Raw genomic sequence first — 20,068 nt, 5'->3', positions numbered from 1 at the left:
AGTAGAAACCTACTATTACACCCCATTATCGCCCAAAAGGTGATTGTTTCGTCAACGACTTCACACACTTAACCCAGGCTTATCAATCGCACCGCCTACAACCCGGATTATTCCGTTGGCTGATAAAACTTGCTTATGCTTATAGCGCGATGACCACTTGCAGGTATAATCCGCACCAATAGGATTTGCTCATGTTGGGGCTGGACTGAGTTGTCTATACTCGCTTCTACACCCCTGGTTGATCCATCGTTGCTATCAAAACCGATATCATTTTTCTCTCCGCCAGCGTCTACACTATGTCTACACCAAAATTTGGCATTGGGACTTAAATAACTCATGCTGCGCCGAACTCTTTGCCTACGGTTTCATTGAAAGAGCGCACTATAGAGATTATTTGGTCAGCATCATCAGGCTCAAAAGTGGAAAGTTTAACAACTGGGAAATAATAAATAATTTATTAAATTTTTCCAGGTCAATTGAGAATATTTATTAATTGTCGTAAGTTCTTATACAATACGGCTTATGTGAGTTGGAGTCGGGAAAGTCTTCAGGAGGCAACATGGTTAAACACCTGGGCTAAACCACAGCCTGAAACCCTTGCCATAGCTTGGGCGTTTTTAATTCACATAAGGCGTACAATAATTGTTGGTCATGATGATTTGTTTGAAGCAGCAACAGGGTTTTATCCAGACCCACAGGGTATGGCTTATGTTGTTAAGCCTGATGGCAAAGGTAGTTTTGAACTGATTGCCAATATGCTTCCCGAAGAATGGGCAAAATTAGAGTAAAGTTAGTGTTCAACTAATACAAATTTTAATGATCAAATATTTTGGGTTCTATCTCATATCCGGGAAAAAGATTTAGTACCTCTGAAGCTTGTTCTAGAGGAAAATGCCAGCTTTTATCTGCTCTTGACAAACGCCATCCTGTAATCAACTTGGCTTGGTGTTGACAGTTATCAATCTCATCTTTGGGTGTGTGAACTACAATATATTTTCCTTTTAAATCGATGCGGCGCTCAGGTTTTTCTTTGATATCGGGGTTTAAATCTAGTTGCTGATGGGTTGAGTTTTTGGTTTTGTCTGCCTTGATAAATCGAGGGCATATCCAATTACTAGATATTGTCGGCCATCCCCTCTGTAGAGCTTCTGGACAAATAGTTTGCAGTGTGAATTTACAATCAATTAATTGCAATCCCATTGTTTCTACTTGTTTTAAGCCTTGTTGGACGATAGAGTTATTTTCAAACTCAATAATCTGATGACATTGAACACACACAATATGATGATGGGTAGAGATGGTGTTGAGTTCGTAATGTTTTTGTGCCTGTGCCAATTCTACTTCTCGGATAATCCCCATCTTAGTCATGATTTTGAGGATACGATAAACTGTAGATAAACTTATTGCTGACCCACATTCTAGCAGCAACGAGTGTACTGATTCTGCGTTTAAATGATGACCTTTTGGCAGAGTTTGAAAAATCTCAAAAATTAATTGGCGTTGTGGGGTGAATCGATAACCTTGAGCATTTAATTTGGTTTTTAAAGTTTTGAAATTATCCATAATCACAGCTTTCAAGAAAATCTTTCAGTGCTGGTAAAACTTGTTTTTAAGGATGTAACAAACTGCTAGTACCGCAAGGCGGAAGTCAAAAGTCAAAAGTCAAAAAGCTTATAAAATAGGCTTTTCATGGATTTTGAATAGTCTGTTTATTTACGCCGATGTGTACTAGACTTATCCTCTGCTTTGTAGACAAACGTTTAAGAAGGGTGTGGGGTGTGGTGAAAGAACTAATCCCTACACCCTAGTACCGCAAAGCGGAAGTCAAAAGTCAAAAGTCAAAAAGCTTATAAAATGGGCTTTTCATGGATTTTGAATGGTCTGTTTATTTACGCCGACTTGTACTAGTTTTGGGATAATATAAAATAGTTAAAAGCAAGTATTAATGAATCCCAGACTGTACACGCCACAGACTGGCATAAATCTCATTAAGTGCTAGTAATTCCTCGTGTTTACCCTGCTCGACAATTTGACCATGAGCCATGACATAAATACAATGACTATGGCGAATTGTGGAAAGACGATGGGCAATGGCTATAGTCGTCCGATTTACAGTAATCTTATCTAAAGAGCGTTGAATTGCCGCTTCCGTCTCATTATCTACCGCAGATGTCGCTTCATCTAAAATCAAAATTGCTGGGTCTTTGAGAATAGCACGGGCTATGGCAATTCGTTGTCTTTGTCCACCTGAAAGTTTTTGACCTCTTTCGCCCACAATAGTATCGTATCCTTGGGGTAGTTGCAGAATGAACTCATGAGCTTCAGCTAATTTGGCAGCATGAATAATTTCTGACTCAGTAGCATCAAAACTACCATAAGCAATATTTTCCGCTACCGTACCGTGAAATAAAAACACATCCTGACTCACCCAACCGATACAGCGCCGTAAATCGCATAAATTGAGGTCGCGGATATCAATGTCGTCAACTAAAATGCGTCCACTCTGTACTTCATAAAAGCGTAGTAAAAGTTTAACTAAGGTACTTTTCCCAGAACCCGTTGCTCCGACAATACCGATTGTGGCTCCGGCGGGAATCTGGAGAGCTAAATTTTTGAGTGTATGGTTGCGTTCGTTGTAGGCAAAGGTAATATGATCAAATTGCACTTGACCCTTGACGGTTTCTGTTGGTAATAATTGCTGTCCGTGGGGAATAGTCACAGAGGTATCCAGTAAACCCATGACACGCCGCACCGAAGCCATCGCTCGCTGATATTCGTCCACGATTTCGCTGAGATAAGTAAACGGCCAGAGTAAATCTTGAACAATAAACACCATAAAGCTATAAGTACCCACAGTCAGGCGATCTTGTAGCACTTCCCGACCACCCAAATACAGCGTTAGCACAAACCCTAGTAAAATCAAAAATCGTAGTATAGGTTGAAAGGCGACACTTAGGGCGATCGCCTGTTTGTTACTGCGACGATAGGATTCACTTTCTTGGTAAACGCGATCGCTCTCATAGGCTTCAGCCGTAAAACTTTTGATGGTGGCAATTCCAGAGATATTGTTAGCGAGGCGATCGCTGATAATTCCGGCGCGATCGCGTACTGTATCATAGCGGGGAGCTAACCGGGATTGAAACACGAAAGTTCCCCACAGAATAAACGGGATGGGTAACATCGCCAACCAAGCAATACCGGGAGCCAGCAGCAAAAAGCTCATCCCCACCGCAAATACTCGCGTGAAAAAGCCGATGAGGTTCTGAGCGCCAGAGTTGAAAAAGCCCTCAAGCTGGTTGATGTCATCATTGAGAATAGATAGCAGGATACCCGTGCTACGGTCTTCAAAATACGCCAGTTCTAGTTCTTGTAAGTGGTTGTAAGTATCAACTCGCAGTTCGTGTTGTAGGGTTTGTGCTAAATTACGCCAAATTTTGTCCGCTCCATATTGGCTGAGGGATTCTAAACCCCAAGTGGCGATCGTGAGGACAGACAATACTAATAACTGATTCAGGGGATTTTGAATACCAAACCGCGCAATTAAGGAAGTTTCTCGTTCGACTACCACATCTACTGCAATACCGATGAGATAAGGTGGTGCTAGGTCTAATAGGGTACGCAGAATTGAACAAATAATTGCACCCCAAATTTGAGGTTGATAGGGTTTAGCATAGCGGAGTAGACGCAGGAGAGGATGGAGAAAGGGTTTTGGCATTGTAGTGGGAATGGTGGTTTACAATTTTGCGATAGGTTTAGAAGTTATTGATGAAATATCCCCTGAGTTTTTTAGCCCCGTCTAGGAAAGTAAGGGTCTTGTTTTCCTTCCAGAAGATACTTAGAAATATCGTCAAGAAAAAGATTCATTCCAATGGGACCATAAAATTCCCAAACTCTCCCATCAACAATGTAAGCTCGACCATTTTTAACAGCTTTCAGAGATAGGATTAAAGGATACTGATACAGATGCAGTGAAGGGTTATTATAATCAGTAAAAAATAGGATATCAGCATCAAAATCACTAATCTTCTCAATGCTGATTTGAGTATAGTTTTCTTGCTTCAGAAGGATTGGTTTAATGGGTACATCAATATCTTGGAAAACCTGGTGGTAGTTTGAAGAATTGTGTGAAATAAAAAACTGATTCCCATGATAACCAATTATTGAGATTTCCGAGCTTCGTAATCGATCGCCTAATTGACTCTTAAACGCTAAAACACGCTCTTGGTATCGAGCAAGAACTTTTTCTCCTTCCTTCTCTTTTCCCATAATCTTGGCAATCTGTCGAAAATTTTCTTTTATCGGTATTCTGTCTTTCCATGTATCGATGAGTACGGCAGGGGCAATTTTCGATAGCTGGGGGTATGCTAGTTCAGATTGATTTGCTAGAAGAATTAAGTCCGGTTTTAGCTTCAAAATCTTCTCCAAAGAGGGAGTTCCTTCTACCCCCACTGACTCAATTCCTAAAACCAGTTCAGGCAACAAATCCAGAAAGTATCTGTTCCCACTCCCATGCTCATCATTACCAAAATGAGCGACTGCTGTACCGACTGGTTTGATACCAAGAGCTAGTAAAGAATCTAATATGGCTGGAACATCCAAAACAACAATGCGCTGTGGTTCTAATGGAATGCAGGCTTCACCAAGCCTATGCTTGATGACTCGACACTCAGACGCGGCTCCTGCTTTTACTGTTGAAATATTGGTTTTTTGGGTGATGGAATTGTGGCAGGCTGTAATGATCAAAAGGAATGATAAAGCCACTAGCAGAAATGGCTTTATCAGACGACGTATTTGGCTGGTTATCATGGTTGTTTTAAGATTGTTCACGCAATCAAACAGAACTCTATTATGTTATTTGATCATCAACGACTTTAAATTGCGATTTAAAACTCCCAACTGATGGAGCCTATGATCGTAAAAGGCTTACTTCTCCCAGCAAAAAACCTACCCTCAGCAAATTCCACATAGTCCGCATTAAATAAATTGCGAACATTGATCGCTGCCCTAAAACCATCTCTTTTGTAGAAAAGCGACGCATCTGTTCGGAAGTAATCTTGGAGTGTCAAATCGTTTGCCAAGGTGCCTTGTCGTTCACCCACATAAAATAGTCCCAATCCAAATCCCAATCCTTTCATATCTCCCTGCTGAATTTCATAGGTTGTCCAAAGACTAACTTGATTTTCTGGCACGTTTGCTAATCGGTTGCCCACAGGAGTAGAGTTATCCTCAGTTACTTTGGCATCCGTATAGGTATAGGAGCCAATGACTTTCCATCCGGGCAAAATCTCACCTGCAATATCCAACTCAATCCCTTGGCTGCGCTGTTCTCCAGTCTGCACGGAGAACCCTTGAGCAGCCAGTATGGGATCGGGATTGGGCGTGATCACATTAGTTTTAGTCAGATGGTAGGCGGCTAAGGTGGTCGAAAGCTTTCCGTCTAGAAAATCGGCTTTGACTCCAACTTCGTATTGAGTTCCCACCGTTGGCTCAAAGTTTCTTGTTCCATCTACTGAACGTGCGTAGGCAGAGGGTTTAAAGGAACGACTGTAGTTGGCGTAAAGCGAAACTGTTTTGCTGGGCTGATACACTAGACCAAGTCGGGGGCTAAAAGCACCATCACTTTGCTGCGTCCTTCCATTCCCAAATACCGTCAACTCAAAATCATTGGACAGCCAATCATAGCGACCACCAATCAGGAGTTTCAGGTTATCACTCAATGCCATTTGATCCTGAAGATAGACTCCATATGAGTTAAAAACATACCTATCCTGCCCTCGGCTTGACATGGTAAAGCCAGGTCTTGGAATATCGTAGTTTGGATTGAAGATATCGAGATCGGGTATACTACTAACATCGTAAAGCAAGGGGTTAGCTTCAACCTTAAAGTTGTTTGCATCAAAACCCAGCACAACCTGGTGTGAAATTGAGCCGGTGTTGAATTTTCCCAACAAGTCGATCTGACCAAAATAGTTGCTTTGATCATAGAAAGAATCCACACCAAAACCATTGGAGAAGACTAAGAAGCGATCGTCCCGTACTTCACCAAAACTAACTCCGTTTCGTGTGTAGCTATCTAACGTTACCGCAAGACTATTCCGAAGCTGCAAGTTGTCGCTAAAGCGATGGTTTAACGTGTATCCAATCTTTTGCGACTGATACGACCCCTCAGATGTATTAGGATAACTCGCAAAGAAGTTCCGAGGAGTCAATATGCTACCGTCCGTACGCAAAACAGCAGGAGGAGCATTATCAGCAATGTTTCCAGAGGTACGGGCAAACTCATAGTATAAATTCAAATTCGTCCGTTCGCTAAAGTTGATGGTGATAGAGGGCGCAACTGAAATATGGTCAGTATTGATAAACTCTTGAACACCGTCTTGAACCTCATAGCCAGCAATGAAGCGATAAAGCACTTTTTTATCCGTCGTCAGAGGACCTGAGAAATCAAGGATGGGTTGGAAAAAATTACGATTTCCTGCTTGAAATTCCAGCCTGTAATAGGGATCGCTCAACGGTTGCCGAGTGACAGTGTTGACAATTCCGCCCGGTTCCACTTGTCCAAATAAAACTGAAGCAGGACCTTTAAGTACTTCCACTTGCTCAATCGTGCCAATGGGTTCTAACGTATTGAACTCATTGCCTTGAGGAAATCCGTTGCGGAAGCTACCGATTTGTGCAAATCCTCTGATGAAATTAGTACCACCTGTTGTTTGACCCGCAGACGAAGAGGCAGCCGTAACGCCACTGACCGTTTCCAGTGCCTCGCCTAACCTTGTCACCTTCCGATCTTCAATCACCTGTCTCGGCACGACCTGAATTGAAGCCGGAATATCTCGCAAGGGCGTATCCGTTCGCGTTGCGGTCGATGCCTCTGAAGGATTGTAGCCTTCATCCTGCTCTCCCGTCACCACCAACTCAATCGGCTCATCCTGCTGTGCTGCTGGTGTCTCACTTGCTGGCTGTTCTTCGGTTGGCGGTGTTTCTGGAGGCTGTATCGCCGTTGTCGTAGATGCTACCGCCAAAACCAGCCCTGCATCATCATCAAATAACTCAACTGTGGGTAATGCTGCAACACCTACCACCGCAACTCGCACAGTATTTGCATCGATATTTGTGACTGTAATTTCCGTAATTCCCTCAACTGGTTTTTCCGAACGAAATGTAAACGCCTCACCACTAGGTAAACGCAGTTGAGCATTGGGAATATCTGCAATAAAGTTATTCTCAGCACTGCGATTTGTCAGTTGCAGTTGTTCACCAAGGGTTGTCTCTAAAATCACCTCCACCCCTTTATCCGTGGGATTTGCTTTCACTCCCGTAATTGTGACAATACTTCCCGGAACAACAGGGGGATTGCTGGGAGTTGGTGACTGCACTAGCAGTTGGGCGTTAGTCGTGGGTAGTTCTATTTCGCTCAGTTGGCGAATTTGAGAACTTGTTTGATTTTGTATGTCTACATCTTGCTGTTTCTCACTAGCCCATACCGATGAAACTGCAACAATACTCAAACATCCCGAAAGAGTGATTAAAAACGATAGACGAACAGATAAACACCAACTCCTCATAGTTCCTCACACAGCAATCAAAGCTTTTGTTGCTAAATATTTTTGTTAGCTATGAGGTGTAGTGTAGAGAAGTTGACTGTGGCGTGTCTACTCAAAAAACGCCAATTTTCTACTCAAAAACCGCCAGTTTTCCTGCTAAACACTGGCTGGGGGTAATGCCAAAGCAACGCTTAAACGCTACCGAAAAGTGTCCGATGTTTCCGTAGCCTACCCGCGTTGCAACCTCTGCCACCGTACAAGTGCCTCGCAGACCTTCAGCAGCACCCTGGCGCAACAAACGTTCTGCCTGTTCTAGCTGCTGCTGTTTCAAATAGCCGACAACTGTAGTGTTGAACAGTGATCGAAAACCGCGCTGAAGGGTACGAACACTTACTCCTACCTGCTGTGCTAGTTCCGACAGTGATGGCGGTTGCTCAAGTTGTTTAGTCAAAATGTCTTTAGCGTGGTGAATACGGGCGATGGTGTCAGGTCTTAATCCCAATGTGTCAAAAATTGGCTGTTGCTCTGCCGAAATCCAATCCAGGTGCATCGCCACTAACTCAAATACCTTTGCCTGAAGATACATCCGCTTTGCAGTACCGCGATAGGGCGGATTCCACATTTGTTGAGCAAGCTCGCGCATTGCTGGTGTCACTTTGGGATAAAATGAGTTTTTCCAGTCTTCCCCTTTAAACAGCAATTTCTGAATATCAGAGTTGTATTGCTTATCCTCCAGCAAAAACGAGTCTAACAATTCTGGCGAAATATCTACATTCACACAAGTTAAACGCTCTCCAGCCCGATGCTTTTCAATGTAGCCACGCGAAATTCCACTACCCGAAAAGTAGCTATGGGTTCCACCCAGATTAGGATGAACATCATCAAAGTAAATCATGCCTGATAGAAAAATTTCTATCTGAATCGGATGGTCATGGTCAGGTGTTTTCACCATCAAGTCCTGGTGATATTGGCAATCTGAGAAGTTTAACCACACTCCAGGCGATAGGTTCATACTGCGATTGTAGCCCCGTCCTAAGATTTCCGGCACACCCCCAAGCTCCTCAAAGCTATCAAGTACGAGATTCTGAACCTGGGGTTGAGGAGCCTGTTGGTGCAGTTCGTCAAGGTCTGATTGGCTGAGGATGAGTGTCATGCTGGATTGAGCTAAGTGCAAGTCATTATCAATAAATTTACCACTATAGCTCTGAAAGCAAAATACCAGACAGCGAACGCCTACCTCCTGTCTAGCCCTATTCCTTGCTGTGTCTACATTATGTTTATATAAAATTGATATTGCAATGAAAGCTAATCTTCAAAATTAATTGGCTTACCATTGAAGTGCTGGTAAATGCGCTCAGGGTGCATCCAGTTTGGTAGTGTCCTTTCCTCGTCTTCTAAGTTATTGCCGTTCTCATCTACAAGGCCATAGCGGACAACTACCCTAGATAGTGGTGTTTCACCGTTGGCACTAAACTTCTCCAGTAGAATAGTTCCGGCTTTCCGGGCTGATGCTGTACCATCTGGGAATGATTCATTGGTGGCATTATGGGTGATTCCTAGCAGGTATTCTTTGGCTTTGCGGGTGTCGGTGAGGGACATTTTGAAGAATGCGATCGCCGTGTCACCACACAGAGATTTTAAATTGGTAAATTCATCACAAATCACCTGCTGCTTAGTTTTTGGCTTTTCCTTAATCCGTTGCAACCATCTATCACAGCACTCATCAAAAGCTGTACTGATATCTTCTTCAGTTTCAGCTAGTGTATAAGCTTGTAGCAGTTTCCACACGTCGGCATTGTCACCAGTGGCGTGTCTATCAATAAGCTGGTGTACTGGTGCATCAAGACAGTATTTTCTAATTAATGCGATCGCACCGGCTGTGTAAGTTTTACCAGACCCTTGATTACCAATCAGCCATAATGGTTTTAAGCTGTTTATAATTGTCCACAAATACCCGTCTTCGTGACTTTTTAAAGCATCTATCAGGGTATTCTTTAGCGTGTCCTTGGGTGTTTGTGTAGCAGCAGTACCAGTATCATTAGTCGGTTTATTCAGTTTGTCAAGCTTGCGGTTAATCTCGGCTGTTTCCAGGTGGTTTTTTGCGGTTTCTTTGTCCAGTTCTGATAACTGGAGTTGATGCGATTTTAACGCGACTTCACCCTGTAACTGTCCATTAATATGATCTAGTTGCTGTTCTCCTTCAGTCTTCAATTGTTCAATTGCCCCGGCTGTGTCGCGTGCAATTATCTCCTTAGTTATTTGGGCTTGGTGCTGTTTACTGAATGCAGTTAGATCCAAATGATTGGAAACATAAATGTCATTTTCTAGCGCTCGTATTTTTAACAGTGCGAACTGACTATGAATTGCTTTCTCCTGTGTATCTGTGAGTGATTTAGATACACCATACGCACCAATTAAAAGAACAGTTCCCAGTACACCATATAAAGGTGCTTTGGGTGCATCAGGGGGGATAACTCTTAAGAACTTCACCTTAGTATCAAAAGTAAAGTTTCTGCGTTCACGGTCAATTATCCAACTAATACCCCTCTTGATTTGTTGACCCTCACACACATCAGCGTTAGGATTAAAACAGAATAATGTTTCAGGATATTTAGTAGTATCTGCAAATAGTGGTAAACATAACGCAACACCTCCAATAAATAGAGATGCTGATAATAGTGTGGCTGTCTTCCTTTGTGCTTTGAGGCGTTCGTTAAATTTCAGAATTTCTTGCATTCTCTTTACCTACGAAGTACCCAAATAACCCCTATAAGTAGGCTGAGAACTATCACTAAGTCGATGTTCACCAGGAGGGAGTCAAGGAAGCTATAAATTACTGTGTCCCATCCCTGTTCCCTCAGCCAATTAGCTAATGCACTGATGCTATAACCGATATCCCACAAACCCATGACAAAATAATTAACTGCAATTAATAACCCTAGACTGCCTATAAATCGAGTTAAAAAGTTTTGCTTTCTATACATCAGAGTTGCCTTTATTCTTCAGACTATTAAAAGCAATTAACCCCAGCCCTACTACCACAGCTAAAAGTAATTCAAGCCCCTGGAATTGGAACCCTTTCCCCAATGACTCAGCAGTTCTGATTTCTGCGTAAGTGTCCTTAATAGCTAAGTTAGTTTGCACAACTGCTGTACTAATCTTTCGTGTGGAGTGCCAAGAAATAACCCCACCAATACCCAGTTTGCAAAGTGCAATCAGTGGTTTGTCGTGGCGTAGTTCCCAGCGTTCACTGGACAGTTCAAAATTAAAACTTTCACCTGCGTCAATTAAACCAGGAAGTAAAGCACAAATAATACAAGTTGCAACTATTAAACTAATGCTAATTTGTAGGGTGAAGAGGAACCAACTCAGGGAGACTGAGCCAAGTTGACAGACTAGGAATAATACCCCACTGTCTAACCTCTTCCTTGCAGCTATCTCTTCATACAATTTGCGCTCAATGTGGGCTAAATACCTCGCTGTGTCTTCGTTAGGGGATGAGTCTTCACTGTTTAACAGTTCATCAATATCATTGGGGTTCATGGTAGTGTGAAGGAGAATATTACATAAACAACCCCAGGAAACTTGACTTTTTGAATTAATTTGACCTTTTTTGAATTGACAGACTACCTGGGGTTATTTGTTTAGAAACCGAGTGCGGTCTTAAACTGCATCAACTTGGCTTTTATTCCAGTACCTTGATAATTCTTTTCAGGGATAAGGTCATATCTAGCGCGATCTCCTTTATTCAGTGCCTCATCAAGTTCCTTCTTCTGGTATGCTTCATCTGCTGCAATTTGCTTTACTTCTGGACGTTGGGATTGTTCCAAAAGTGATGTTTTTTGGTCAACTGCTACCAAGTGCGCGTCGATGTATCCCTTAATTTGGGAATAGTTCATCTGGTATTGGTGGCGTTGGTTCTCGGCATTCTTAGAGGCGACAAACTCGGCTGCTAGTTCACTGCGAGAATGTCCATATTTTGTGTTTTCCAAAGTTGCTTTCATGGTCGCCTTGTCAATGGCGATCGCTGACTTACCACCTTGAACTAAAATGTCTGATACAGCTTTGTTATAAGCCTCACTTCCCTCTAAAATCTCTCCATATAGCTCGGCAATTTGAGGGGCGAACTCCTTATACATCGACCCCTGACGCGCTAATTCCCCAACTCTTTGGGCTGCTGCTAAATCACCCTGACACGCCTTGTCAAAGTCTGTCAAATCAACACCGAATTTATTCTTAAGCATCGCCCCAATACGACGGGCTTTAGGTGCAACGTGGTTTTTGATTTTGGGTGATTGTGCTGGGTTTAATCTCTTCTGATCCATGATGCTTGATTCCTGTTTGTAGTGTTAATTAGTGAAACCTTGAAGAGCAAAAATATTGATTATGGAAGATTGGGATGAACAGGGTGTAGGGGATAGGGTGTAGGGAAACTAAGCCAGACACTTGGGGTGGGGTTTCAACCTTCCATGCGATATAAGGATTTTTTCGCCCACGATTCCACTCGGCTTTAAACCTTACTTCGGGACTAATTTTTTCACTACACCCCACACCCGCCCCGAAGGGGCTTGGTAAAGTCTCCCAACGCAGTTCGATTAAAGCTTGCTCGGCATCTCCTAAAGTCAAATCGGGTGCATACTCAACTGACTTAAAATCAGGGTGCTTTTGTATTTTGTTTAGCAGTGCTAGTGATTGGTCAATTAGGTCTAACAGTTCGGGGCTTTGAGCTATTTCTGGAACCATGACGGAACCTCCAAATAAATATTAGGATCTTGAAATTCTCGGTACTCCGGCTTGGTGACTCTGTGGCGACTAACGCGGTAGTTATCAAAGGCTACAAGTACAGCAGCAAGGGATGAAATTATCAGAATGATGGATATGGCTTTTGAAGGGTTAAAACTGATTACAAAGCTTTTATCCTGCCTTACTTGGTGGGAGTGCAAATACTTTGAGGGCTTGTCTTGTTTGTTGGCGAAAGCGTTCGGAACCGCTTTTGATATCTTGGCTTATGCTCCTTAACCCCTCGTTTAATAGTTCTGAATTTTCAGCATCATGACGGTGAATTGTGTCTTTAACTTCTTGCACAATATGATTAATCTTTTGCCTACTCAAAGCTGCTTTATGCTGTACAAAGGCAGTGATTGCAGCTTTTATCTCCTCCAGTTCATCATCTGAATTTGTACTGGCATAATCGAAGTTTGACGCTATGGCTGTAACGTCTTCAAGGTTTAGTGCAATACCCATGCTTTCGGCAGTAGATGCAACTAATTCAGAAGTTTCTGGCAGTGCTAATTCACCAGATTGGGTATTTTCTACGAGGTGATTGGAAGTCTCCAGAGGGGCGATTGTTTCCAAGTCTTCGGGAGTCTCTAGAGGTGCGGTTGTGTCTAATTCTGACTCAAGTGGTGCAAGTTCGGTGTGTTCATGTTCTGGTGTTTTCAAATCAGCGACTAAACTATTAATTACTTCTGTCCGAATGTCAGAACACCAATCATCTGGGAAGTCTGGACAAAGTTCTAAAATTTTAGTCTCTATCTGGGTGGCTGTTACTTCATTAATACCCTTAGCCTTGAGAGTTCGGCGAATAGAGTCTACTTTGTTCTTGAGTTCTTTCATTTGTAAATCCTGCTAGATGGTCTAGTAATTGCGGTGTAAAAAACTATTTTTGATGCTTGATTAAAGTCGTAGTTGGCAGTTCTCGAAAACTGTAAACCTGCCTTATACCAAGCATTTATCAGCATTCGGTCTGTTACGTGAGGTTTGATTGTTCTGAGTATTTCTAACAATTCAATGCCAGTAAAATCAGAATAATCAGCGTAAGTATTTTGAAAACTTTCGTAGGTGGCGATCGCTTGCTTCGTGATTGGGGTTCTGGGATGCAACATTTTAAACTGTGCATACATCCGCAAAGTTTGAACTGTTATTAGTAACCCAGAAGCTTTTAACTCTTGGTGCAACCCTCGCCAACGCCGATTACTTATTTCACCTGCTACGGCTTCATAAGTTTGTCGATAGTATGTATCCCGTGTTTGCATAGGCAGACAGATGAATTACATCTGCAAACTAGCGTATCATGTCTTAAGCCATAAGACAAGTGAAAGGCGACAGAATACAATATGATGAATATCAAGATTTTTAATTATGGACACTGTGCGAGTTAAAAAAACTATTGAATTAGAGAGGGACTTCCCTGGACTAGGGGACAGGATACGGAAGGCTAGGGAGGGGGACAGAAGACCGCTAACCCAGATTTGTAAAGAAGCTGGCGTTAGCAGATCATATTGGTATCACTTGGAAAATGAAGAAATTCTAGGATGTGTAACTGAGGAGACTATCAGAAAAATAGAGGGAGTTTTTAATATATCGCTCGGCGTTAACTTCAATGATTTGAAATAATTATGCAAGAGTGTAAATGCAAAATCGCTGTTGCTAACAACGTTAGAATCAGCTTTTCAGCTAATGCGACACGCCAAATCGCTCCTTTATTCCCTGTCGCACCCCAAAAATGGCACTTGCAGATACATTTCAAATGCCACTGCAACCCTTACCACGTAAAGGATGAAATAAATCTGCAATGAAAAATTTACCCCAAAATACCCCGATTTTTCATGCCCTCTGGCAAGTGGGCGTTCCGCGCAATCGCTAACCAATTGCAAAACATATTTAATTTTCCTTTTATATAAATGGCTATTTTGTAAAAAATGCCGTGTCAAGGATTACCATCAGTAAAGGTAGCATTAGTATGAATATTTGGTGTCTCCTATGACTACCGTGAAAGACCGACCAAGCAATTTTCAACTCCCACTGCACAACGAACCGGCGTTTAGAAAAATTAGGGAGGCAAAAGACTATGCCTCCACTCAAGCTCTAGCGGCTGGTAGTCTGGCGATGGGTACGGGTGGTGTTATACATCCGTTGGGTTGGTTAATTTTCGGATTGGCTTACAAGCCATTGGTAGTCACTCAAAAATTGGCGCGGTTGGAAAAATTAGGAACCTCAATTTTCCATGAGTTTGAAAACCAAGGTGTACAAGTCTTCCCAACACTTCCGGTAGAAAACAACAACCCTATCGACTTGTTTGTGAGGTTTCCACAAACAACTCACCTGTTTATCTCCATTCGGTCAAAAGGAGATAGAGAAATTGTCTACAACGAAAGTAGAGAAGTTTTACAAGTCAAGCGCAAAGACAAAAATGGATTGAAACTGTGGAAACCCTGCCCACTGATTGAGTTAGCAGATTATGAGAAGTGGCTCAACAAGAACAGAGATAAGTTTTTGATGTCCTCCCGTGAGGCTCAAAAGACTCCCACCGCAAAAGTTTTGGTTTTATGGCCTCCTACAAAGGCATCACCAAATCACAAAGAACATCTTTATACGGAGATAGGAAGTATGAAAATTCTGGTTCTTAGGAGAAAAGGCAGTGCATTTGTCATTCCAGAGTCGGAAACAACCGAGTTTGTCAAGAATTGGTTAGCCAAGTACACATAGGCTAATAGTGGAAAACCCCGTATCCCGTTGGGATACCGAGGTTTTCTGATTTCGATGCCATTGGAATTGGGGATTGGGTTTTGGAAAGGCCTAATTAATATCCCTAATAGCAATCTTATCAAATCTTTTGGAGTATTAAGCCATTTTAACACTGGCCACCCAGATAGAAAGAGCAATTCAGGAAATTTATCTTTTTATATTTTCAAAAGCTTGTATATAAGATTACTACACCGGATAGCTCCAATTCCTCCACTACACATCAAGGAGGATGGACAAAATGTTAGAATTACAGCAAAATTACCACTCACAAGCACCGCAACAACCAACAGCTAAACAGGCTGAAACTCCAGGGACAACACAAGAGTTTATACAGCCTAACATCATCAGGTTTGCGTATAACGCCACTGGAAAAAATAAAGACTGGGATTTTAAGAAGCTGGCCGCCAACTTCCAAGATACAGAAGGGACTCTAGCGGATGTCCAGCGCCATATCAAAGCAGGTCACGCCATTTGTGCTGGCTTATTAGGCGGTAAATGGCGGAGTAAAGCCAATATCATCGGTTCCCACTGGCTACTACTCGATATTGATAATTCCGATGTCGCCCGTGATCTTGAAGGCAAACCAATCAAAGACTCTAACGGCAACTACATCAAAGTTTACAAACACCAATTAACCATAGAAGAAGCACTAGCCCATCCCTTCATCCAAAAACACTGTGCTTTAATTTATACGACAGCTAGCCACAAACCAGACTGGCATAAATTTCGGCTAGTCTTCCTTCTGCCCGAATATGTTGAGGGTGCTGATACGGTAGAAGCTTGTACGCGATCCTTGATGCAAGAACTGCCCCATGACCCCGCGTGTAAAGATGCTTCCCGTGTATTTTATGGCAGCACAGAAGCCGAATTTCCCCTAGTCAACCCCGAAGCAACATTACCAGCAGAATGGATAACTAAAGCCGTAGCGATCGCTCACCAAGAGAAAATTGAATATGAACGACGCATAGCCGAAATTACTTCCCGCCGTATCCAATTCCAAGAGAAAGCACAAGCCAACAACTGGGATATAGACCAGCTGATAAAACAGGCACTATCATACGTTCCTCAGCGCAGCATGGGGTCGGGAAATTATCAGGAATGCTTACAGGTCTTAATGGCACTATACAGCCATTACGGGGTTACTGATGCCGAAATCATAGCAGAGCAGTGGTCACCAAGCATCAAGGGGACAACCTGGAACATTGGAGACAAAATTAGGAGCTTTAAGCGATCCCGACGTGCGGGGATCACCATTGGGACATTGTTTCACATTGCCAAACAGTACGGCTTCTCTTTCCCCAAAGTGGAAAAGGATTATTCCCTCAACAGCGATAAGCGCGACGGTAAACGAAGCAAACGCCAGAGTTTAGGTAATCGCTCACGGACTATCAGCCGGGAAGAATGGTTAGCCACCCACGGACTAAACAGAGAAATTGAAGATTTTATTAAATCTTTAAAAAGTGGTTTTGATAAAGCCCGAAATTTTGTCGGGAAATTTACTCACAACATTAAACCCACACCCCAACCAACCACATCTGCACCCGGAGTAGCAGAAGGACTTGGAAGCACACCAAAACAAACTACACACGCAAATTTAGACGTAGATATTTGGTTTCAAGCTGAAGACCGGACACAGATTTATATAAATGCGATCGCGCTTTGCGCTGTGCCGGAGGCAATCGCGCAGAGTGCAGTACCAGAGGCGAACGCGGGGAGCGCCCTGGAGTCAGGAATAGCACCAAACGCAGTGCCTTTGACAATCAACTCCACAGTGCCAGACGCGAGCGGAGGGAGCGCCCTGGAGTCGGCGATAGCGCTTTGCGCTGTGCCGGAGGCAATCGCGCAGAACACTGTACCGGAATCAATCGCAACTGGTAAAAAATTCATCCTTGACATATCTCACACTGGTGCTGGCAAATCGCACCATGTCGGGTTATTCACCCCAGATATTTTTGGTGTAAATACCCTGTACTACCTCAGTAATGACCACCGTAACCCCACCACCGCCACCATCGAAGGCTGGACTGACTTACCAGTGCGGAATGATGGCTTAGTATCCGACCTCACCAAACTCACAGGGCTAGGCAACCCATATATACGCTGGCCTAAACCAGGAGAACAGCCGGATGTAGAAGGCAATTGCCCCCGTACCACATTGTTTCATATTTTGTCAGCAAAAGGATACACAGTAGTCAACGAAGAAGCGCAATCTAATCCCATCTGCCAAACTTGCAAGGTGCGCGCCAACTGTGCTGGTAGTGATGGCATGGGGGGAGTTTTCCCGCGTGTCCCTGGTGCTACTTTCCGATGCGATCGCCGTGACGCTTTAGCCGATTCACGCATCCGCGCAAATATTAACTCCCTACCTAAACCACAAGACATTAACAATGCTGTAGCCTTCGTAGATGAAGCCAGCCGTCAAATTCAGCCCGTAGAATTTATTGAAGTGGGCTTACAAGACTTTGACCGCACCATGATGGAAGTGCAGGCTCATTTACCAGCAGTTTACGACCAAATTAAACAGCTAATTCTCCCACTGCGTTCCTTCATTAGTGGCGACATTAAGCCCAACCAAGAAACATACTACGGTTGGAACGATGCCCAAATCCGGGAAATGTTACCAACCTTACCCGACAATATACCAGAGATTCTAGAGTCACTAAAAGCACTTGAACCCGACATCGAAGAATTGGTAAAAGAAGCGGATAGTGTCACTCTCGATGGCGTAGAGGGAGACAAGAAAAATGTCAACCGCGACACACTCAAATATATTAGAGGTGCATTTCAGGCTCAATCCACAGCTGAAATCTATAAAAACTTACTTTCTCTCCCTGTCCGATGGCTGATTCCGCTACTGGAAATGTTGGTGGGGATCACTCAAGGCGCGCTCCGAATCACAAGCGACCGCAAATTAATGATCCCGCAAAAAGTGACTCGCCAGAGAGAAACACTGGCAGCATTTGATGCTGTGGTTTTCATGGATGCCACCGCTACCCGTGAAAGCATGGCTTTACAACTTGGGTGCGACCCCAAAGACATCTTAGTGATTTGTGAACATCGCCCCAGTTATGAAAACTTAACAATTCAGCAGATAACTGGATTGGGATTATGTGGACGCGATCGCTCACCCAAGAAAAAAGCACAATTGGCAGCGATAATTGAAGAACTGACGAAAAAACACCAAAAGTTGGGAGTAATTGACCACCAGAAAGCCAAACGAGACGGAGATGGTTACTGGTTTGTCGATAACCGAGGCAGTAACGCCTACATTGAACATGATGCGCTGCTATTAATCGGTACACCATACCAAAACATAGGTGTTGTAAATCAAATCCATAGCACCCTGGATCAAGGGGGAGGGATGGATGCTCAGGCATATATTGACCACCTTGTACAGACTGAAGTAGTCCAAGCCGTCGGTCGCCCCCGTGCTAACCGTCGCCCTGATGAGCAAATCACGGTGTATATCGTCAGTGAGAAAGATTTATCTTACTTACTAGATTATTATCCAGGGGCTAACTTAGTCACCTCAACAGCTTTTGAAATTACCCCCACTGCGGGTACAGGCACAGAACAAACACACTGGGCAATTTTCCAAGCATTTGGGCAGATGGTAGAGGCTGGTGAAAAAATTGGCATTGAAGCCATAGCCCAAAAAGTCGGGAAAAGCCAGTCATACGTGAGCCAAATTGCTCAAGAATTTGGGGGCTGGATGCATCTCAAAAAAATATTACAAACCCTATATAGCTCCTTATATAGAACTGGTAATATTTTTTCAGTGGTTTTGACGGATGAAGAAAAATGGTTTGTTGACGAATATCTCCCCTTGTTGAAACGAGAATATCCAAAACAACCGGAGGAAGTGGTTAAAGAGGTGGTGCTGATGGCTCAGGTCTTTAGCTGTCAAGCGTTCCAAAGGATTCTAGATAGTTCAGCTATTGATATCAAAGCGTTTCTGATGAAATCGTTGTTATCAATCTTACCAGTAGAAATTTTGGAACAACTCAGGCGTTGGCCACCACTACCTACTTAGAATTTAGCCAAATTTAATTTTTGTGAAGTGATTTGAGGCGAGAGCGCAGCGTTTTGTAAGAAACGCCCTGATTTTCATGTCTAAAAAGCTGGACTTTTGGGGTTTGACCAAAACTAGGGGTCACTGTGCCAAAACGGGAAAATTGTACGCTAAGGCTGAAAGTCTTTGTCTGTCTAGATTTGAGTCTTTAATTTTTGGTTTTGGTGCAGAGTATTGGTACTACTCTGCACCATCTGAAAGTTCCTAATTCTCCTCAAGAGTCAGGTATAGAGGTATGCTATATGTACAAAAAAACACATTTTCATAGCGTTAAGGCTAGTCTCAATTCCTTAGCGTACAATTTACCCAAATTGGCACGGTGATGCCAACTAGGGTGTAGGGTCTACGGTGTACGGTGTACCGGGGATGAAGAGAAAATTGTACTTTTGTACACGCTAAACCCCATACCTCACATCCTTCTTTTAAGGTTCAAGTCCCCATCAATTCATACCCAACCCCCGACACCCTTCTTTTTGACTTTCGCTGTACTGACTACTTGATTACTAATTTTTTTTCTGGCTTTTAGTGCTACTAGCAGGTTTCTGAGCCGCAGTAGTCCCACTCGCCCCACCAGAATTTTCATTCTCTAGAGTCTTTTTCTGACGACGAGTGCTTTTCCTCAACTCACCTATTAAATACTTAATCCGGCTACCACTCAAATTGATGCCCTGCCCAGCCAACATCTCTGAAACTTCATCGTAAGTATAGCCATATTTATTAGAAGTCAGCTTCTCGATGTACCGTCTCATCTTGCGAACAGCTTCCCTGTCTGATACATCCTCGCGCTCCTTCGGCTTTTGCTCCTTTAAGACGCTAATCGCCTCATCAATCTTGCTCTTAGTAATCTTTTCAGAATCTTTTGGCTCAACCAGGGTGGCCGCCGAGATACGTGCAAAATGGGACACGTTGTAAAGTTTTGTTAAGA

At 43.1% G+C, this 20,068-nt stretch carries 16 protein-coding genes; 3 read left to right on the top strand and 13 right to left on the bottom strand.

What is annotated here, in order from left to right:
• Positions 1 to 107: 107 nt before the first annotated feature.
• On the bottom strand, positions 108 to 338 hold the full coding sequence (locus tag ACM0OP_RS19665) for a hypothetical protein (protein WP_414530114.1): 231 nt from the start codon (positions 336 to 338) through the stop codon (positions 108 to 110).
• 186 nt (positions 339 to 524) lie between these two features.
• Between ACM0OP_RS19665 and ACM0OP_RS19660 the strand changes: the two genes are divergently transcribed.
• Positions 525 to 788, top strand: a complete 264-nt coding sequence (locus tag ACM0OP_RS19660; RefSeq protein ID WP_414530113.1) for a histidine phosphatase family protein — start codon at positions 525 to 527, stop codon at positions 786 to 788.
• 25 nt (positions 789 to 813) lie between these two features.
• On the opposite strand, the gene ACM0OP_RS19655 is transcribed toward ACM0OP_RS19660, so the two are convergent.
• From ACM0OP_RS19655 to ACM0OP_RS19605, 11 genes are all read right to left on the bottom strand, one after another.
• Positions 814 to 1,563, bottom strand: coding sequence for a Fur family transcriptional regulator (locus ACM0OP_RS19655; protein WP_414530112.1), 750 nt, complete (start codon positions 1,561 to 1,563; stop codon positions 814 to 816).
• A gap of 379 nt (positions 1,564 to 1,942) precedes the next feature.
• Positions 1,943 to 3,715, bottom strand: a complete 1,773-nt coding sequence (locus ACM0OP_RS19650; RefSeq protein ID WP_414530111.1) for an ABC transporter ATP-binding protein — start codon at positions 3,713 to 3,715, stop codon at positions 1,943 to 1,945.
• Positions 3,716 to 3,786: 71 nt separating this feature from the next.
• Positions 3,787 to 4,806, bottom strand: a complete 1,020-nt coding sequence (locus ACM0OP_RS19645) for an ABC transporter substrate-binding protein (protein ID WP_414530110.1) — start codon at positions 4,804 to 4,806, stop codon at positions 3,787 to 3,789.
• A gap of 77 nt (positions 4,807 to 4,883) precedes the next feature.
• A complete protein-coding gene (locus ACM0OP_RS19640; protein ID WP_414530109.1) occupies positions 4,884 to 7,508 on the bottom strand; it encodes a TonB-dependent siderophore receptor in 2,625 nt (874 codons plus the stop codon).
• Between the two features lie 166 nt (positions 7,509 to 7,674).
• Positions 7,675 to 8,697, bottom strand: a complete 1,023-nt coding sequence (locus ACM0OP_RS19635) for a helix-turn-helix domain-containing protein (protein WP_414530108.1) — start codon at positions 8,695 to 8,697, stop codon at positions 7,675 to 7,677.
• 152 nt (positions 8,698 to 8,849) lie between these two features.
• The gene (locus tag ACM0OP_RS19630; RefSeq protein ID WP_414530107.1) at positions 8,850 to 10,280 is read right to left on the bottom strand and encodes a hypothetical protein; all 1,431 of its coding nucleotides are present in this window, start codon (positions 10,278 to 10,280) and stop codon (positions 8,850 to 8,852) included.
• Between the two features lie 240 nt (positions 10,281 to 10,520).
• Positions 10,521 to 11,087: a hypothetical protein gene (locus ACM0OP_RS19625; RefSeq protein ID WP_414530106.1), complete on the bottom strand. Its 567-nt coding sequence runs from the start codon at positions 11,085 to 11,087 to the stop codon at positions 10,521 to 10,523.
• Positions 11,088 to 11,188: 101 nt separating this feature from the next.
• Positions 11,189 to 11,869: a hypothetical protein gene (locus ACM0OP_RS19620; RefSeq protein WP_414530105.1), complete on the bottom strand. Its 681-nt coding sequence runs from the start codon at positions 11,867 to 11,869 to the stop codon at positions 11,189 to 11,191.
• 28 nt (positions 11,870 to 11,897) lie between these two features.
• Positions 11,898 to 12,287, bottom strand: a complete 390-nt coding sequence (locus tag ACM0OP_RS19615) for a hypothetical protein (RefSeq protein WP_414530104.1) — start codon at positions 12,285 to 12,287, stop codon at positions 11,898 to 11,900.
• Positions 12,288 to 12,458: 171 nt separating this feature from the next.
• Positions 12,459 to 13,160 (bottom strand): hypothetical protein, encoded by a 702-nt coding sequence (locus ACM0OP_RS19610; RefSeq protein ID WP_414530103.1) that lies wholly within the window; start codon positions 13,158 to 13,160, stop codon positions 12,459 to 12,461.
• Entirely contained in the window at positions 13,157 to 13,579 is a 423-nt protein-coding gene (locus ACM0OP_RS19605) for a hypothetical protein (RefSeq protein ID WP_414530102.1), read from the bottom strand. Before ACM0OP_RS19605 ends, ACM0OP_RS19610 begins: the two co-directional genes overlap by 4 nt.
• A gap of 727 nt (positions 13,580 to 14,306) precedes the next feature.
• On the opposite strand from ACM0OP_RS19605, the gene ACM0OP_RS19600 reads away from it, so the two are divergent.
• Positions 14,307 to 15,032 carry a hypothetical protein gene (locus ACM0OP_RS19600; protein WP_414530101.1) on the top strand — a complete coding sequence of 242 codons (726 nt, stop codon included), beginning with the start codon at positions 14,307 to 14,309 and terminating at the stop codon, positions 15,030 to 15,032.
• A gap of 277 nt (positions 15,033 to 15,309) precedes the next feature.
• A complete protein-coding gene (locus ACM0OP_RS19595; protein WP_414530100.1) occupies positions 15,310 to 19,104 on the top strand; it encodes a PriCT-2 domain-containing protein in 3,795 nt (1,264 codons plus the stop codon).
• Between the two features lie 542 nt (positions 19,105 to 19,646).
• Here the strand turns inward: ACM0OP_RS19595 and ACM0OP_RS19590 are convergent.
• Positions 19,647 to 20,068 (bottom strand): hypothetical protein (locus tag ACM0OP_RS19590; protein ID WP_414530099.1); only part of this gene is annotated, 422 nt, incomplete at its 5' end.

Origin of the sequence: Nodularia chucula CCY0103 (assembly GCF_963923915.1) — a bacterium.
Taxonomy (GTDB): domain Bacteria; phylum Cyanobacteriota; class Cyanobacteriia; order Cyanobacteriales; family Nostocaceae; genus Nodularia; species Nodularia chucula.
This window is presented reverse-complemented; position numbering and strand designations above follow the sequence as displayed.

Coding starts and splice junctions, on each gene's coding strand:
- ACM0OP_RS19620 (WP_414530105.1), bottom strand. CDS start 11,869: ATGGATCAGAAGAGATTAAACCCAGCACAATCACCCAAAATCAAAAAC.
- ACM0OP_RS19605 (WP_414530102.1), bottom strand. CDS start 13,579: ATGCAAACACGGGATACATACTATCGACAAACTTATGAAGCCGTAGCA.
- ACM0OP_RS19665 (WP_414530114.1), bottom strand. CDS start 338: ATGAGTTATTTAAGTCCCAATGCCAAATTTTGGTGTAGACATAGTGTA.
- ACM0OP_RS19625 (WP_414530106.1), bottom strand. CDS start 11,087: ATGAACCCCAATGATATTGATGAACTGTTAAACAGTGAAGACTCATCC.
- ACM0OP_RS19615 (WP_414530104.1), bottom strand. CDS start 12,287: ATGGTTCCAGAAATAGCTCAAAGCCCCGAACTGTTAGACCTAATTGAC.
- ACM0OP_RS19655 (WP_414530112.1), bottom strand. CDS start 1,563: ATGGATAATTTCAAAACTTTAAAAACCAAATTAAATGCTCAAGGTTAT.
- ACM0OP_RS19650 (WP_414530111.1), bottom strand. CDS start 3,715: ATGCCAAAACCCTTTCTCCATCCTCTCCTGCGTCTACTCCGCTATGCT.
- ACM0OP_RS19600 (WP_414530101.1), top strand. CDS start 14,307: ATGACTACCGTGAAAGACCGACCAAGCAATTTTCAACTCCCACTGCAC.
- ACM0OP_RS19635 (WP_414530108.1), bottom strand. CDS start 8,697: ATGACACTCATCCTCAGCCAATCAGACCTTGACGAACTGCACCAACAG.
- ACM0OP_RS19610 (WP_414530103.1), bottom strand. CDS start 13,160: ATGAAAGAACTCAAGAACAAAGTAGACTCTATTCGCCGAACTCTCAAG.
- ACM0OP_RS19630 (WP_414530107.1), bottom strand. CDS start 10,280: ATGCAAGAAATTCTGAAATTTAACGAACGCCTCAAAGCACAAAGGAAG.
- ACM0OP_RS19645 (WP_414530110.1), bottom strand. CDS start 4,806: ATGATAACCAGCCAAATACGTCGTCTGATAAAGCCATTTCTGCTAGTG.
- ACM0OP_RS19595 (WP_414530100.1), top strand. CDS start 15,310: ATGTTAGAATTACAGCAAAATTACCACTCACAAGCACCGCAACAACCA.